Genomic DNA, 16091 nt, shown 5'->3' with positions numbered 1-16091 from the left:
AGAAGGGTTATCAAGTATTATTGATATATATGTATTTTTAGTATGTAAAAAAGTGAAGGAGGGATATATGTTGACTATTACAATTTACGATGTTGCCAGAGAGGCAAACGTATCAATGGCAACTGTTTCACGTGTTGTGAATGGAAATCAGAATGTGAAGCCGGCTACACGTCAAAAAGTATTGGCGGTAATTGAACGATTGGATTATCGACCGAATGCTGTTGCACGGGGGTTAGCAAGTAAAAAAACAAAAACGGTCGGCGTTATCATTCCAGATATTTCGAATGTATTTTATGCAGAGCTTGTTCGTGGTATAGAAGATATTGCAACAATGTATCGTTACAACATCATATTAACCAATTCAGATCAACAAGAAGATAAAGAAGTCCAATTATTATCAACACTACTTAGTAAGCAAGTAGATGGGGTAGTTATGATGAGTGATGAAATATCCCCTGAAATGTTACATGAAATGAAAAGAGCAAGCGTTCCTATTGTATTAGCTGGAACAGTGGAAACATCTAATTCGTTTCCTTCTGTAAATATTGAATATCATGACGCAGCAGTGGATGCAGTTAATCGTTTGATTAAAAATGGTCATACTCGAATTGCATTTGTATCTGGATCCATTGATAGCACGATAACTAGGCTATACAACTTATCAGGTTATGAAAAAGCATTAAACGATGCTGGTATCGAAGTTGACGCAGATTTAATTGTTGGAGTCAATAATACATACGACGATGGACTTGTTGCTTGGGAGCAGTTACGTGAGTTAAAGGAACCTCCGACAGCCTTTTTTGCTGGTAATGATGAAATTGCTATTGGCTTGATACATGGAGCTCAAGATAATGGTTTACGTGTACCAGAAGATATCGAAGTTATAAGCTTTGAAAACTCAAAATTAACAAGAATGGTTAGACCTCAACTAACTAGTGTCGTACTACCTTTATATGATATTGGAGCAGTTTCTATGAGATTGTTGACTAAACATATGAATAAAGAGAACATTGAAGAAGACACAGTAATTCTTCCATATTGGATTGAAGAAAGAAAATCAGTTAAGTAATCAAACGTATGAAGCTATATATAATATAGGGTCGTGACAATAGTCACGACCCTATATTTTTTGAAAAAATAAAAAAATGTCCTGTGAATACTGAGTTCACATAACTTAAGAGAACGAATAGACCTATGATTTTCGTTTCATGAGTAAAATCGAAGAAGGGCGACTGACAGGAAACTGTCATAGAATTACCGAAAAAAATTGAGTATTGGTTATGACAATTGTCACAAACAATACTCACAAAAAATTCATTCGGTAATCCTCTAGCAAAATGTCTCTCGAAAGTCTTTGGAAAGCGATAGAAACAGGTAGACCTTATAACATATGTGCTTTTTTATTTGGCTTAATGATGTTTTGTAAATGATTGCTGATTCCGCAACTGGTAAAGTGCTTTATCAAGCATCTGTTTATTCTTTTCTGTAATTTCTACTTTACGAGGAATAGGTTCGTAAAGTGGTTCCGGGTCTAACCAAGTAGGGATGAGTGGGATAGGTGACTCTTTAGACCATTTATCTAACCAGTTCTTTGGTAACTCACCTACTGGAAGTTGAATGTCATTCATCACCATCCATACATAGGACCATGCACGCGGTACTACTCTCCATATATCATAACCCCCACCACCAACTGCAATCCACTTACCATTGCAGAATTCATGGGCAAGCTCATGAGCTAGTTTCGGAATCTCTTGATAGATTTTCATCGTACCATATAGATGGGTAAGTGGATCAAAATAATGAGCATCAGCACCATTTTGGCTAAGAATAACATCAGGTTTAAAGGCTTCCACAATTTCTCGAAAGCTTGTCCGATAAATTTCTAAGAAGGAATCATCTTCCGTAAAAGCGTCAATTGGAAAATTAAAGGAGGTGCCATAACCTTCTCCAGAGCCTCTTTCGGTTATATTCCCAGTCCCTGGGAATAAATATCTTCCTGTTTCATGAATAGAAATGGTACACACATTAGGATCATCGTAAAAACTCCATTGAACTCCATCGCCGTGGTGGGCATCTGTATCTATGTAAAGTACACGTGCATTGTACTTTTCTTGCATGTATTTAATAGCAACAGAGCTATCATTATATACACAAAAACCAGATGCACGTCCTCTGAAACCGTGATGAAGACCGCCACCTAAATTCACCGCATGAGAAGATTTCCCTCCCATCACATAGTCAACGGCTGTCAAAGTGCCTCCGACTAGAGTTGCACTTGCTTCATGCATATCTGGAAAGATAGGGGTATCCTCCGTGCCAATACCATAGCTTTCATATTTAGTGCTATCTGCGTTTTCCTTGCTCGCTTCTTTTACTTTTTCAATATAGTTTGCATCATGTACGAGGAGTAGTTCCTCGTCTGTAGCCATCCTTGGTGGGACTATTTCAGATAAAGATAAAGCATTAATTTCTTTTAGTAGATCAACCGTTAATGTTAATCTTTTTTGATTGAATGGATGAGTATCCGAAAACTTGTAGCCTAGCTGGTCCTCGGAAAAGACAAATACAGCATTTTTCATAGCCCTAGTCCCGGATGATTTGGCCATAGAACCTCGTAACCCTCGGCTCGAATAGCTTCAATAAGTACAAGCGGGTTTATAGTCTTTACACGGAGCACTAAGATTTTATAATCACTTTTATCTCTATCAGGATAAACTAACACACTTAACACATTAACTTTTTGATCGTGAAAAACTTTTGAAACGCCGAATAGAACTCCAGGCTTGTTAGGGACACGAATTTCAATTTGGGATCCTGGCTGATGAACACCTGTTAGTTCGATAAATTTGTAGAGCAAATCGGATTCGGTGATCATTCCTACTAGTTTTCCATGAGATACTATAGGTAAACAACCAATTCGATTATCATAAAAAATACTGGCTGTTTCCTCTACAAAATCTAGAGGATGACCCGTTATCGGATTTTTGGTCATAATTTCTTCTAATTTTCTATTATATATTTCTGGATCTGATACATTTTGTAGTGTAGAAGGAGTTGCTTCTTTTAAGTCTCGATCTGTCACGACTCCAAGTACTTGTCGTTTGTCATTAATAATTGGTAAATGACGTATTTTTTTCTCTTTGAGTAATTGTAATGCGTCATTTATCGTATGTCCTGGTGTTAAACTGGGGACGGATGTATTCATAATTTGTTCAACTAGCATGTTAAATTAACTCCTTTTGTTAGAAAGTTAGTCATTGATTAATACATAAAGCGATTCATAAAACGTAATTGGTCAAATTGCTGGATGGATTCAGTGTCTACTCTGCTACCAATCTTAGCCATTAAACAATTGGCAGGGTGGGAACTAATCTCAGGATCGTCTGTTGCAAAATACTCAAGTCCACCTGCTTGCATCATCTTTTCCATGACTTTTCTGTATTCCCAAACGTTTAAACCGGTGCCTTTTAAATCCCAGTGCCAGTAATACTCTGTCGTAATCGTAATATAATCTTCCATTGCATTATCCATCATCGATACACGGAGAAGTGTTTTTCCAACTCCAGTGCCCCTGAATTTTGGTATTACCTCTATAGCGCCTAACTCTATCAAATTTTCCATATTCCCTTGCGACCATCTCTCTAAAGGGTCTGGGTGCAAGTATGTACAATACCCTACAATTGTCTCTTGATCTCGCACAATAATTATTCTGCCTTCAGGCAACTTAGCAATTTCAATAATTGCTTTATGCTGCTGTGAGGGTGCACGAAAAGCAACTAAATCCTCGTGGAATTGTAACCTGGCAATTTCCTCGGAAGGAATAGGACCTTCAATAACGACAGTGCCCTGTATTGTTTCTTTTTGCACTGCATTATACGTCTTAGAATGAATCACGGATGCACCACCTTATAACATAATTGTAATTGTATTTATTATACATGATTTTAATTAGAGAAAGCGATTAGCTCTATTATTTTAGTTAAACATTCTAAAAAGTAAAAAGATTAGCAAAAATGAGAAAAAGTATTGTAGAATGAAATAGTATAGTTATAGAAAGGGTGAATAGGATGAAGATTGAAACATTACAAGTTGTTCAAGGGGATTTCCAGTTAAGTAATTATGATGAAACTGCAAAAAACTTTAAATGGGAAGATGCAGAAAAAGAATTCTCGTGGTATAAAACTGGAAAAGTGAATATGGCGTATGAAGCAATTGATCGTCATGCAGAAACTGATAAGAAGGATAAAGTAGCACTTCATTATCAAGATGCAGAGCGTAAAGAATCTTATACATTCGGTGATATGAAAAAATGGACGGATAAAGCTGCTAACGTATATGTAAACCATTCGAATTTGTCAAAAGGGGATCGTCTCTTTATTTTCATGCCAAGATCGCCTGAGCTATATTTTGCTCTTCTTGGTGCTACAAAATTAGGCTTAATAGTAGGTCCGCTTTTTGAAGCGTTCATGGAAGGTGCTGTTTACGATCGTTTATTGGATAGTGAAGCAAAAGCAATTGTCACAACACCAGAATTATTAAATAGAATTCCGTTGGATAAATTACCTAATCTAGAGACAGTGTTTATAGTAGGAGAAAATGTAGAGGAATCCGATAAGTTTATCGATTTCAAAACAGCATTACATAATGCCTCAGAATCCTTTGAAATCAGGTGGGTTGATAAAGAGGATGGTCTTATCTTACATTATACATCTGGTTCTACAGGCAAACCGAAAGGTATTTTACATGCTCACTATGCAATGGTACAGCATTACCAATCGATGAAATGGGTTATGGATATTAGAGAAGATGATATCTATTGGTGTACAGCAGATCCAGGCTGGGTGACTGGAACATCTTATGGAATATTTGGTCCCTGGCTAACAGGGACTACATCACTTATTCTTGGGGGTAGATTCTCACCAGATGCTTGGTATAATGCCATAGACGAATACGGTGTTACTGTTTGGTACAGTGCCCCAACGGCATTCCGTATGCTGATGGGCGCAGGAGATGCCATTGTCCAACAACATAATCTATCGTCACTTCGTCATGTGTTATCGGTTGGGGAACCCTTAAACCCAGAGGTGATCAAATGGGGAATGCAAGTGTTTAATAAACGTATCCATGATACATGGTGGATGACCGAAACTGGTGCACAGATGATTTGTAACTATGGCTGCTTACCTATTAAACCAGGGTCCATGGGTAAACCATTACCTGGAATTGAAGCAGCTATAATAGATAATCAAGGTGCTGTGGTACCGCCTTATACAATGGGAAATCTAGCACTTAAAAAGGGTTGGCCATCTATGATGCGCCAGGTGTGGAACAACAAAGAGAAATTCGAGTCTTATTTTATAAATGATGAATGGTACTTTTCGGGAGATTCAGCATACATGGATGAGGAAGGTTATTTTTGGTTCCAAGGTCGAGTGGATGACGTAATCATGACATCAGGCGAACGCGTTGGACCATTTGAAGTGGAAAGCAAATTACTAGAACATCCAGCTATTCTAGAAGCAGGAGTTATAGGAAAACCAGATCCTGTTCGAGGTGAAATCATTAAAGCATTTGTTGCATTAAACGAAGGATATGAACCATCTGACGAACTTATAACAGATATTCAACAATTTGTAAAAAAAGGCCTTGCAGCACATGCAGCACCTAGAGAAATCGAATTCAAAGATAAACTTCCAAAAACCAGAAGTGGTAAAATCATGCGCCGCGTATTAAAAGCTTGGGAGTTAAAGCTGCCAACAGGCGATTTATCTACCATGGAAGATTAATGGTCTAGGTGAATTAAAGTATTACGAAATATAAAAGTACAAAAAGCATTGCGTTTAGCAATGCTTTTTTGTACTTGATATAGGTAAGGAGGGGAAGTTGGTGTATGGATTTGACAGAATGTTTTGGCTTGATTTATTTATCTTGTTAGTTATCGTGATATCACTATTAACTTTATTTAATACTGTTATGAGAAAATGGCTAAAGGTAGAGAAAAAGGATTTTTTTTATATAACCATATGAATGCAAAATATAAAAAAATTGATTGGACGATAATTTTTAGTGAGCATGATTTCTTGGCTTATTTATTAATGCCATGAGAGATGCATTGTAAGGGTTTTGGTTTTTGGAAATCTGGTTTTTAATTATTATTTTTATAGTTGTGTCTGAAACCGATAGGGCCATGATGGATTGGAAGTATGCAGTAAACAAAAAAAGAATATATATTTACAATCAGCCAGTTAGTATTTGGTGTTATTTTGTTACTAACAGTCTTTAAGACTAATTTTTTTGGATTGATGTAAAAAAGATAGGAGGGAAATCCAAGTAACATAAAAACCATCTATCAGACTTGTGATAGATGGTCATTAAAGAACTAAAATTATAAAAATTATTGTGTTTAGGATGGAGAATCGTCACGAATTGACTCCATGTATTATTTAATCCTGATTAAACCACAGCTCATCTTTGTTATCAATCTCACCATTGTAATTAATGAGAATTTCATCTCCTGCTTTAATATTTGTGTAAGCATAGAAGTCAAATGTGTGATTTTCAAAATTAATCTCATACATTGCATTCGGTTCATAGGAATGGTTAAACAACATTCCGTAACCAAGGAGGATAGCAGAATGATTTATTCCATATTCAAAAGCGTAATCTCCAAGTATAGTTTGCTCAATGTATTGATGCTGGTCGTTTGGATATGCAATGACAGGTGCTTCATGGAAAAGCTCTCCTTTTTTTATATCACATGTAGCAAATACCCCTCTATTGAATTCTCCATCACTTAATGGAGATGTTTTTACCTCAATCATGTTTATTCGCCTACTCACTTTTAAAATATTCTTTCTAACTGTAACATTAATTTGAACATTATGCTCCTTTTATTTTGGTGTAATATCATTGCGTAATAATAGTTGACCATTTAATGGAACAAGAAAGACCTGGTAAAAAGAGGCCAGGTCCTCAAAGAACAGAAAATTAGATATGCCGTTGATTTACGCTCCGAGCGGCCGCTTACTGTGGGCACGGTTTCGGCCGCTTCCTTCGCTTCACTCAGTCCTGGGTCATCAGCTCGTGCTGTTCCCATTGAAGTTGCCGCCCTACGATCCTATCAACAATGGTCATTTAAAAAACAGATAATTGAAAACAGTATCGGCTAAATAAACGAGGATTACATTATAAAACGTCAAGATGAAGTTAACGCAATTATTTAGGAAATCTTATCATATAAGCTATATGCTTTGCCCAATCACCTAGTGGGGTAATACTCATTAAATTGATTGTAATGGAATGTGGCGACTCCAGCGGGATAAGCGAGTAAGTCGAGACCCCCAAGTAGCGTAGCGAACGAGGCTCGGCCGCGCATGCGGAAAGCGTCCACATGAAATGGCAATCAGTAGGATTATTCATCTTTTATTGTTCCATGCTCCCAGTATTCCTGGAAATTTTTTATACTTTCTTATTCCTCAAAAAGAGCCCAATTCTCAATCGAATTAGGGCTCTTCTATGTTTCATTTATACTATTTTTACACTCCCTCATCAGGAGAAGTCGGTTCTTCCTCTACGGGAGGGGTAACAGGTTCTTCTTCAATAGGTGGTGTAACTGGATCTACAACAGGAGGTGTTACTGGATCCTCCTCATTCTCTTCAGGTGTTGTAGGAGGTATTACTGGTTCAGGTGGTTCTGCAGCTTCTATGGAAACTATATTAGAAGCTCCTGATTCTAATCCAGTAATATCGACAGCAACAGCAATAAATTGCCCAGCTCGATTAACAGAAAAACTATTTTCTGCTGCCTCTTTGGTAGAAGAAAGTAGTACTCTTTGTCCATTTACGACTTCATACACTCGATATCCCACAACATCCCCAGAAGTAGACTTAGACCATGTCATAGTACCACTAGTCATTGTAGCAGTGACAGCAGCTGGTGGGCTTCCGTCAGCATTAAATACTTCCTCCGAAACAACATTACCTCCAAAGGCCGATTTTGTAGGGAATAACTTAGAAGCGTTGCCTCCAAATTTGCCAAGCATACGCTTGATAAAGTCTTCGTTTACTCCGTAGCCACCACTTACAACAAATTCGCTTGGTGTGTTATCAAGCGCTCGATATCTGTTTCCGTTAATCTCAACGTAGGATGAAGAGATTAAACTATCATCTTTTGCAGTTGGTAATAAGACAGCCGCGTTAAATAAATCAGACTTTACTAAACCTGCTTGAGAACATGCATCTGAGACCGCTAATCCCGAAATTCCACAGAATGATCTAGTAACGACTCCCTCAGGTGCCGTAAAGTTAGTAGAGGCATCTACTAATTCAGGATTCACATCATACATAGCATTCATCATATTAGACCAGAACATATTGATACGTACACTAGGGTGATTGTAGCGATTATTCATATAATATAATGTCTGTGTATCATCTCCATAACCTAACCAAACTCCTAAAGAAATATTTGGGTTATAGCCTACTAGCCATGAATCATTATGATTTTGTGTTGTACCCGTTTTTGCTCCAAAATCAGATTGAAATTTCAATCTAGAGTTTGCTAATTTTGCAGTCCCCTCGGACAGTACATCTCTTAACATATCGGTAATAATATATGAAGTAGCGCTACTAAACACGGGTACAGCTTCCACTTCATGCTGATAAATTACATTACCGTCTACATCTTCTATTTTTTCAATCATATATGCATCGATAAATTGACCATTGTTTCCAAACGTACCAAAGGCATTTGTATTTTCTTCGAGTGTTGCACCTTTTGTCATTCCACCAATAGAAAGGGCATGATTGGCATACTCTGTTTCTTCAATACTCTCAAAGCCCATTTTTGTTAAAAATTCAGTAGGTTTACGATCCATTATTAAATCGTATAAACGAATAGTTGATAAGTTTTGGGATGTTGTCAAAGCATCCCTAGCAGAAATAATACCTAGCTCCTGTGTAGTTGTATAGTTAGATGGTGATTTTGCCCAAGTGGTGCTACTTAAATTGTCCAACTTCACGTCTACTACTGGACTACCTGCACCTATTACCCCATATTCTATTGCTGGAGCATATACTAATAAGGGTTTAATCGTAGAACCAATTGGTCTGATTCCTTGTGTAGAGTAGTTTACTTTATCAAGTTTATGATCTCTTCCTCCTAAGAAGGAAAGAATCTTCCCTGTTCCATTTTCTATTAACATCCCGCCAACTTGAACAGGAAAGTCTTTTACAATGGTCTCACCGGAATCTGGATCTTTCACTTCTTTTTGGAAAGTATGTCCATAAAACTCGAATTCATCTCTAACTTTTAACATAGCCTCATACATGTCTTTATTAATAGTGGTGTGAATGCGATAACCATCTGTGCTAATAGAACGTTGTGCCAAAATATCGTATTTTTCATATAGTTTTTTCTCTTTATCTAATCTAGCAGGATCAATTGAGTCTGCCTCAGCAAACTTATCCCTTAATATATCTTTAACCCTATTTTCAATTTCGTATGTCAACCAAGGGTATTTATCCTCTGCAACAATTTCTGGCTGTCTAAAATCTTTTGTAATATCATAGCTTACCGCATTATTGTATTCTTCATCTGTAATATAACCAGTTTCATTCATACGGAATAACACAGTCTTCATTCGTTCAATACCAAGTTGTAGGGCTTCTCCTTCTTTAAGTTCGCCGCCTTGTCGAAATGGTGTATATGCAAATGGAGCTTGTGGAATACCCGCTATGTAGGCCGCTTGGGGTAAAGTAAGATCTTTTGCTTTTAAATTGAATATTCCATTTGCCGCTGTTTCTATCCCTGCAATGTTTCTCCCATTAGAGTTCCGTCCATAAGGGATAATATTTAAATATGATTCTAGTATTTCATCTTTGTTCATAAAGTGTTCTAAACGCATAGCTAATAGAATCTCTTTAGCTTTACGTTCGTAAGAAACTTCGTTTGTTAAAATTTGATTTTTGATCAATTGTTGGGTTAGTGTTGATCCACCAGTTTGTGTATCTGAGTTAGATACATCTTGAAGTAATCCGCGGAATATTGCTTTTGGTACAATGCCATTATGCACTTCAAAATACTCATCCTCAGTAGCAAGTACTGCATCAATTACATGAGGAGATACCTCTGATAACTTTGTTTCTGTTCGTTCCAAATCAGTACGTAATTTACCTAAATATACATCCCCGTCAAAATAGACTTCTGAAGTCTCATCATAATTAAATACAGCACTTCGCATTTCTTCCTTATCACGAAGAGGTTCTTCTTTTACTAATGATGCGAAATATCCAGCGCCGACGGATACGCCGAATACACCCATTGTCAGGATTCCGACCATGAGAAGTAAACATAGATTCCATAAAACACCGGAAGATATTCTTAATCCCTTAGCCCATTTCGTAGATTCCCATACATCAAATTTATCTTTATAATTCTGTATTTTTTCTAGCCATTTCTTCATTCAGTTCTCGCCCCCTAAATCTTGAATTATTATACCATACGCACATATTGTTAGACATAGTTATTGACATCCAATGTAAATTAGGTAAAATAGGTATATATTTTAACGAAGAAAAGTCCGAAGTAGTATTTATGCATACTGTGAAGAGAGCTAGCGGTTGGTGAGAGCTAGTCAGTGTATAAAAACGAATTACAGGCTTGGAGTTAAACGTACTCACAACGATACGGTGATTGAGGCGGAGGGAGTAATTCCTTCAAGCTGGGTGGTACCGCGCTAACGATTAAGCGTCCCTGCATGATTATATATCATGTAGGGACTTTTTTATTTTAAGGAGGAGATTATATGGTGAACTTATTAGATGATTTAGCTTGGAGAGGTCTTTTATATCAGCAAACAGATGCGGAAGGTATGGAACAGCTTCTAAATAAGGAGAAAATCTCATTGTACTGTGGGGTGGATCCGACTGCTGACAGTATGCATATTGGCCATATCGTACCATTATTAACGTTAAGACGGTTCCAAATGCACGGACATAAACCAATTCTTTTAGTTGGTGGAGCAACAGGGATGATTGGAGATCCTTCCGGTCGTTCAGAAGAGCGTCAATTACAAACGACAGAGCAGATTGATTTGAATGTCCAGGGGATAAAAAAACAAATGGAGCAAATTTTTGATTTTCAATCCGAAAACGGTGCACAAATGGTAAATAACCGTGATTGGATTGGCTCCATGAATGTAATTGAATTTCTAAGAGACTTTGGAAAATTAATTAACATCAATTATATGCTTGGAAAAGATTCTATTGCTTCTCGCTTAGATACAGGACTGTCTTTTACGGAATTTGCATATACGCTTATTCAGGGGATTGATTTTAATCATTTATATGACCATTTTGGATGTCGAGTTCAAGTGGGTGGATCCGACCAATGGGGGAATATTACTACTGGTTTAGAGGTGATTCGTAAAACACATGATGATAATACGAAGGCCTATGGTATTACTATTCCTTTAGTAACAAAAGCTGATGGAACAAAGTTTGGCAAATCTGCATCAGGTTCGATATGGTTAGATGCCAAAAAGACATCTCCATACGAATTTTATCAGTTCTGGATTAATACAGCAGATTCAGATGTTATTAAATATTTGAAAATCTTTACTTTCTTAGAGCGTGTAGAAATTGAGGCCTTAGAAGTAACGGTTGAAAATGAGCCGCACTTAAGAAAAGCACAAATAACGCTAGCTGAAGAAATGACTCGCTTAATCCATGGACAAGATGCATTGGACCAAGCCATTCGAATTTCCCAGGCATTATTTAGCGGTGATTTGAAGGCTTTGACTGCAGAAGAAATGAAAGATGCTTTTAAAGATGTACCTTCAGTTGAGATGTCTAAAGAGGACAAAACTATTGTAGACTTCATAGTGGAGGCCGCAGTCTCCCCATCTAAACGTCAGGCACGAGAAGATGTAACCAATGGTGCTATTTCTATTAATGGAGAAAAAATCACAGATGTTGCATACGTAGTAGGTGGAGAAGATCGATTAGAAGATGAGTTTATGATTATGCGCAGAGGTAAGAAAAACTATAAAATGATTAAGTTTGTATAAGATAAAAGCTACTTCCCAATACTCTAAAGGGGAGTAGCTTTTTAAACTGATTAAAAACCGCCACGCTCATCTATGTGGTGATTATTCTGGCCATCTTTTACTTGAAGCTGTTTCTTTTCATGCTCATTTAATTTTTGATATTCCAGATAATTTTCGCCTGTAACATTATCTTTTTTCTTCTTATTGGGTGAACTAAACGATTTAACTTTTTTCATACAAAGACCCTCCTATTTCTTAAAAGTTCCTCGTTAGTATTGACCAGTTTTGTTTAAATAGTCACAAATTTAGTAAGAAGATGAAAAAAGAAATCATTACTAGTTAAAAAAGAACTTAAAATAGTATAAAATAATAATAAGGACAAATATGTTTGCTTTTAAAACATAATTTTTTATTATTGGATTGAGGGGACGTTCGCAGTGAGTGCAAAGAGGTATATATTACATCATTTTGATGATTTTTTTGTTGTTCTATTTGAAAAGGACAATAAAGCAAATAAACTAGTCATCTTAAAAGATAAATTTACGGTAGATGCTAAAGAGGGAGATTTATTAGAGGTAGAAGTCAACCAAGATAAATCAGGTTACAATTTTAAGATGCTAGAAGAAGAAGCAGATAATACAAAACAAAGATTATTAGACTTAATAGAGAATATGAAAAAAAGTTAAGTATTAAAATAAATTCAGTTGTGGAAGCGCAAATATTTGGGGTAATAGTAAGTCGACCATAGCAGCCTTAAGTTGTAAAGAGAGAATAACCTCTAAAACAATTTAAAGCTGTTTTTCTATTGTTATAAACAAACTAACGTTATTGTGGCAAATGAGATCTTGGATTTGAAAATATTAGTTAAGGTAAAAGCATGTAATTGGAAAACTGGTAAATAATTTTAATGAAATGACAGATAATACTAAAGGGCTATTGATAAAATTGCTATACAATTTAGGTGATTAAAAGGCAATAGGCAAAATAGGTTCATTAATTTCGACATGGCCAGATGTGTATATTCAGATTTATTAGGGGCTTAATGAAGTTTTATATTGACCATCTTGAATATCATCCTGTTAATACGAAATTAGCTATTAACGTAAATGTTTAAAGGTCTCCAGTTAAAAAAAAAAGCCCCGAAAACTTGTGTTACCAAGTTTTCGAAGGCTTTTAATAGAGCAATAATATTAACGAGAGTAGAACTCAACGATTAGAGCTTCATTGATTTCAGCAGATAGTTCTCCACGTTCTGGATTACGAACGAAAGTACCTACTTTGTTGTCAGCGTTAAAAGATAAGTATTCTGGTACGAAGTTATTAACTTCGATAGATTCGTTTACAACGTCTAGGTTTTGAGATTTTTCACGAAGAGAAATTTCTTGACCTGCTTTTAGACGGTATGAAGGAATATCAACGCGTTTACCATCAACCATAACGTGACCGTGGTTTACTAATTGACGTGCTCCACGACGTGTACGAGCAAGACCTAAACGGTATACAATGTTATCAAGGCGAGTTTCAAGAAGGATCATGAAGTTTTCACCATGTTTACCTTGCATTTTACCAGCTTTATCAAATAATGTACGGAATTGACGTTCGTTTACACCATAAGTGTGACGAAGTTTTTGTTTTTCTTGTAATTGAAGACCGTACTCAGTTAATTTTTTACGTTGGTTAGGACCGTGTTGTCCTGGTGCGTAAGGGCGTTTTTCTAATTCTTTACCAGTACCGCTTAGTGAAATACCAAGACGACGTGATAATTTCCATGATGGACCTGTATAACGAGACATGTATGTCTCCTCCTCTATGTTGGTTTTATTTTTGTTGTAAAATAAGACCAGATGTATTCAGACTAGCAGACATTTTGTTTTCATGTATCATCGCCCTAGCAGCCGAGGGTTACGGGATACACCATCTATAGAATAGAGGAACAAAATGAGCAATCTAGGCCATACAACTGCTGCATTTATTTTACACAAAGTCCATTGTATCTCTATATATAGTAAAAGTCAAACGATAATCTAAACCAAAATAGCAACAAAAATATAATAGACATAGAATGGATAAATAAGATAAAATATAGTTATATTGAATTATTCGGAACTGTGAAAAAAGTATCATAGTTGCTCTTGGAAAGCTGAGAGGTGAAGTAATGGAAAGCAAAGATAAGATTATCCATCTAAAAAGTGGTATTCTAGATATTTGGAATGAAAGTGTTTTTACACACCAATCTAGTATTAAATGGTTCGAAGATTTACAAGAAATTTTATTTAATTTTTTTGGTATACAAAAAGCAAAATACTTTATATATGACGCCGAGACGTTTTTGGAACTTTCATGGAATCATTCATTTTCGAAAAAGCTCAATGCTATAAAATGGGCAGAGATTGAAACGTTTTTCTATGATAAAGATTTTATCGATGTGCACACACTACAAATAAAACATTCCTCCGATAATGACGTAGCATTATTATTAAGAGATGTGGAGCGACAGCAACCATTAGGATTAATCATAATGGAAACCACGGAAAAATGGAAAGAATTTTCACAAACACCTCAATTAGATGAATTCATAGAAACGATTACTAAATTAGTTAAAACGATTAAAAAGTCAGTATTCTTAACACAACAGGAGAACCAGTATCGAAATTTGTTTAATGTAACGAAAATGTTTAATTCAACATTAGATATCGGTCAAATTTTAGAAGGAACATTACACTCCATTCAATTAGCTTTTCCTAAATTCGAGTCAATACTTATCCTATCAAATGATCAGGAGCGTAAAACGTCTGTTCCATATAAGTTATTCGATTATACAACAGAAAGAAATACTACAGTTGAAGCATATGTATCAGGTGAAATAACGACAGAATTAGCACAGGACTTAGGTGTTCGATTACTAAATATTCCTATTGTGGGAAAACAAGGAATCTATGGTATTTTACAAATTTCTGCCCCGTTAGATTACTTATTTTCAATCAGACAAAAAGATTTTGCCATTTTGCTTGCAGAAGCAGCAGGTAATGCCTTGGAAAATGCTAAATTATATATCCAATCCCATCGATTGGTTTCCGATTTACAATTAATAAATGAAACGTCGCATAAGTTAAATATGAATTTATCCTTGGAAGAGATGCTTGTTTTCTTACGAGACCAATTAATTAAATTTTTCCAACCCGAGCACGTTGGCTTTGTATTTATAGAAAATGATGAATTTAAGATTTCTTCAGTAAGTACTGATTTATTTCATACGATTGATGGGCAGTTATATATTCAATATGTCACTAATCATTTTAAAACACAGAAGGATTCTATTTTTATTGCAGATTTCAATCGTTTAACAGATTTAAAATATGAATACCGTTCTTTAGTGGCCATACCATTAAAAGAACAAAGCAATATAACCGGATTTAGTATTATTATGCATAAGGAACCGTATTATTTTTCGTTTGACAATTACAAGTTAATGCAGTCCTTGATACAACATTCGTCTTTGGCTATTAGTAATTCGACTCTACGAAATAAGCTACAAAAAATGGTTGATCGTGATCATTTAACGAATCTTTTCGCTCGTAATTATTTGGATAGATATGTAGAAAAGGCGATGGATACTGATGACCAAGGTGTCTTTGTGCTTATTGATATTGATAATTTTAAACGGGTAAACGATACTCATGGTCATCAAATTGGTGATGACATTTTAAAGCAAATAGCAAGAGTTATTCAAGGGATGATAAAAAATAAAGGAATAAGTGCAAGGTGGGGTGGGGAAGAACTCGCCCTATACTTCTCTCATATGTCACTAGAACAAGGCATAGAAATGTGTGAACAATTGTTAGTGACCATCCCACAAGAAACTAACCCTTCTGTTACAGTTTCTATTGGTATTTCAAACTGGCACCGAAGCGATGATTTGAGTTTCAATAATCTTTTCCACAACGCAGATACAGTATTGTATAAAGCAAAAAACAATGGTAAAAACCAATTACGTGTTTATAAGGCATCTCACTCTTCCTGAGGAGGTGCCTTTTCTTTTTT

At 35.9% G+C, this 16091-nt stretch carries 13 protein-coding genes and 1 other annotated feature; of the genes, 6 read left to right on the top strand and 7 right to left on the bottom strand.

Annotation, left to right across the window (positions count from 1 at the left end; genetic code table 11):
• Positions 1 to 70 precede the first annotated feature (70 nt).
• A complete protein-coding gene (gene ccpA / locus ACQCPR_RS12495) occupies positions 71 to 1069 on the top strand; it encodes a catabolite control protein A (RefSeq protein WP_090564510.1) in 999 nt (332 codons plus the stop codon).
• A 340-nt stretch (positions 1070 to 1409) separates the two neighbouring features.
• Here ccpA and ACQCPR_RS12490 read toward each other — a convergent pair whose 3' ends face one another.
• The 3 genes from ACQCPR_RS12490 to ACQCPR_RS12480 are packed head-to-tail and all read right to left on the bottom strand — an operon-like array spanning position 1410 to position 3897.
• A complete protein-coding gene (locus ACQCPR_RS12490; protein WP_090564319.1) occupies positions 1410 to 2582 on the bottom strand; it encodes an acetoin utilization protein AcuC in 1173 nt (390 codons plus the stop codon).
• Entirely contained in the window at positions 2579 to 3226 is a 648-nt protein-coding gene (locus ACQCPR_RS12485; protein ID WP_090564317.1) for an acetoin utilization AcuB family protein, read from the bottom strand. Before ACQCPR_RS12485 ends, ACQCPR_RS12490 begins: the two co-directional genes overlap by 4 nt.
• Before the next feature lie 38 nt (positions 3227 to 3264).
• Positions 3265 to 3897 carry a GNAT family N-acetyltransferase gene (locus ACQCPR_RS12480; RefSeq protein WP_090564315.1) on the bottom strand — a complete coding sequence of 211 codons (633 nt, stop codon included), beginning with the start codon at positions 3895 to 3897 and terminating at the stop codon, positions 3265 to 3267.
• 173 nt (positions 3898 to 4070) lie between these two features.
• Between ACQCPR_RS12480 and acsA the strand changes: the two genes are divergently transcribed.
• Both acsA and ACQCPR_RS12470 read left to right on the top strand, forming a co-directional pair.
• The gene (gene acsA, locus ACQCPR_RS12475; RefSeq protein WP_090564313.1) at positions 4071 to 5789 is read left to right on the top strand and encodes an acetate--CoA ligase; all 1719 of its coding nucleotides are present in this window, start codon (positions 4071 to 4073) and stop codon (positions 5787 to 5789) included.
• Positions 5790 to 6190: 401 nt separating this feature from the next.
• A complete protein-coding gene (locus tag ACQCPR_RS12470; protein WP_427138944.1) occupies positions 6191 to 6286 on the top strand; it encodes a hypothetical protein in 96 nt (31 codons plus the stop codon).
• 160 nt (positions 6287 to 6446) lie between these two features.
• Here the strand turns inward: ACQCPR_RS12470 and ACQCPR_RS12465 are convergent, their stop codons facing one another.
• Together ACQCPR_RS12465 and ACQCPR_RS12460 are read right to left on the bottom strand one after the other, a co-directional pair.
• Positions 6447 to 6824, bottom strand: a complete 378-nt coding sequence (locus tag ACQCPR_RS12465; protein ID WP_090564311.1) for an SET domain-containing protein — start codon at positions 6822 to 6824, stop codon at positions 6447 to 6449.
• Positions 6825 to 7538: 714 nt separating this feature from the next.
• Positions 7539 to 10466: a transglycosylase domain-containing protein gene (locus tag ACQCPR_RS12460; protein WP_427137148.1), complete on the bottom strand. Its 2928-nt coding sequence runs from the start codon at positions 10464 to 10466 to the stop codon at positions 7539 to 7541.
• 99 nt (positions 10467 to 10565) lie between these two features.
• Positions 10566 to 10761, top strand: a binding site (T-box leader).
• A 47-nt stretch (positions 10762 to 10808) separates the two neighbouring features.
• On the opposite strand from ACQCPR_RS12460, the gene tyrS reads away from it, so the two are divergent.
• Positions 10809 to 12071 (top strand): tyrosine--tRNA ligase, encoded by a 1263-nt coding sequence (tyrS, locus tag ACQCPR_RS12455; RefSeq protein WP_090564307.1) that lies wholly within the window; start codon positions 10809 to 10811, stop codon positions 12069 to 12071.
• A 50-nt stretch (positions 12072 to 12121) separates the two neighbouring features.
• On the opposite strand, the gene ACQCPR_RS12450 is transcribed toward tyrS, so the two are convergent.
• Positions 12122 to 12286 (bottom strand): hypothetical protein, encoded by a 165-nt coding sequence (locus ACQCPR_RS12450; protein WP_241596939.1) that lies wholly within the window; start codon positions 12284 to 12286, stop codon positions 12122 to 12124.
• A gap of 201 nt (positions 12287 to 12487) precedes the next feature.
• On the opposite strand from ACQCPR_RS12450, the gene ACQCPR_RS12445 reads away from it, so the two are divergent.
• The gene (locus ACQCPR_RS12445) at positions 12488 to 12736 is read left to right on the top strand and encodes a hypothetical protein (protein ID WP_241596937.1); all 249 of its coding nucleotides are present in this window, start codon (positions 12488 to 12490) and stop codon (positions 12734 to 12736) included.
• Positions 12737 to 13240: 504 nt separating this feature from the next.
• Here ACQCPR_RS12445 and rpsD read toward each other — a convergent pair.
• Positions 13241 to 13843, bottom strand: a complete 603-nt coding sequence (gene rpsD, locus ACQCPR_RS12440) for a 30S ribosomal protein S4 (RefSeq protein ID WP_090564303.1) — start codon at positions 13841 to 13843, stop codon at positions 13241 to 13243.
• Between the two features lie 362 nt (positions 13844 to 14205).
• Here rpsD and ACQCPR_RS12435 point away from each other — a divergent pair, with 362 nt between their 5' ends.
• Positions 14206 to 16071 (top strand): diguanylate cyclase domain-containing protein, encoded by a 1866-nt coding sequence (locus tag ACQCPR_RS12435; RefSeq protein WP_427137147.1) that lies wholly within the window; start codon positions 14206 to 14208, stop codon positions 16069 to 16071.
• The last annotated feature ends 20 nt before the right edge of the window (positions 16072 to 16091 follow it).

Origin of the sequence: Psychrobacillus psychrodurans, assembly GCF_050209195.1 — a bacterium.
GTDB classification, from domain to species: domain Bacteria; phylum Bacillota; class Bacilli; order Bacillales_A; family Planococcaceae; genus Psychrobacillus; species Psychrobacillus psychrodurans.
This window is presented reverse-complemented; position numbering and strand designations above follow the sequence as displayed.

Bases quoted from the DNA above. Each gene is read 5' to 3' on its own strand.
- rpsD (WP_090564303.1), bottom strand. From the start codon at position 13,843: ATGTCTCGTTATACAGGTCCATCATGGAAATTATCACGTCGTCTTGGT.
- ACQCPR_RS12460 (WP_427137148.1), bottom strand. From the start codon at position 10,466: ATGAAGAAATGGCTAGAAAAAATACAGAATTATAAAGATAAATTTGAT.
- ACQCPR_RS12450 (WP_241596939.1), bottom strand. From the start codon at position 12,286: ATGAAAAAAGTTAAATCGTTTAGTTCACCCAATAAGAAGAAAAAAGAT.
- ACQCPR_RS12490 (WP_090564319.1), bottom strand. From the start codon at position 2,582: ATGAAAAATGCTGTATTTGTCTTTTCCGAGGACCAGCTAGGCTACAAG.
- ACQCPR_RS12485 (WP_090564317.1), bottom strand. From the start codon at position 3,226: ATGCTAGTTGAACAAATTATGAATACATCCGTCCCCAGTTTAACACCA.
- ACQCPR_RS12465 (WP_090564311.1), bottom strand. From the start codon at position 6,824: ATGATTGAGGTAAAAACATCTCCATTAAGTGATGGAGAATTCAATAGA.
- acsA (WP_090564313.1), top strand. From the start codon at position 4,071: ATGAAGATTGAAACATTACAAGTTGTTCAAGGGGATTTCCAGTTAAGT.
- ACQCPR_RS12435 (WP_427137147.1), top strand. From the start codon at position 14,206: ATGGAAAGCAAAGATAAGATTATCCATCTAAAAAGTGGTATTCTAGAT.
- tyrS (WP_090564307.1), top strand. From the start codon at position 10,809: ATGGTGAACTTATTAGATGATTTAGCTTGGAGAGGTCTTTTATATCAG.
- ACQCPR_RS12470 (WP_427138944.1), top strand. From the start codon at position 6,191: ATGATGGATTGGAAGTATGCAGTAAACAAAAAAAGAATATATATTTAC.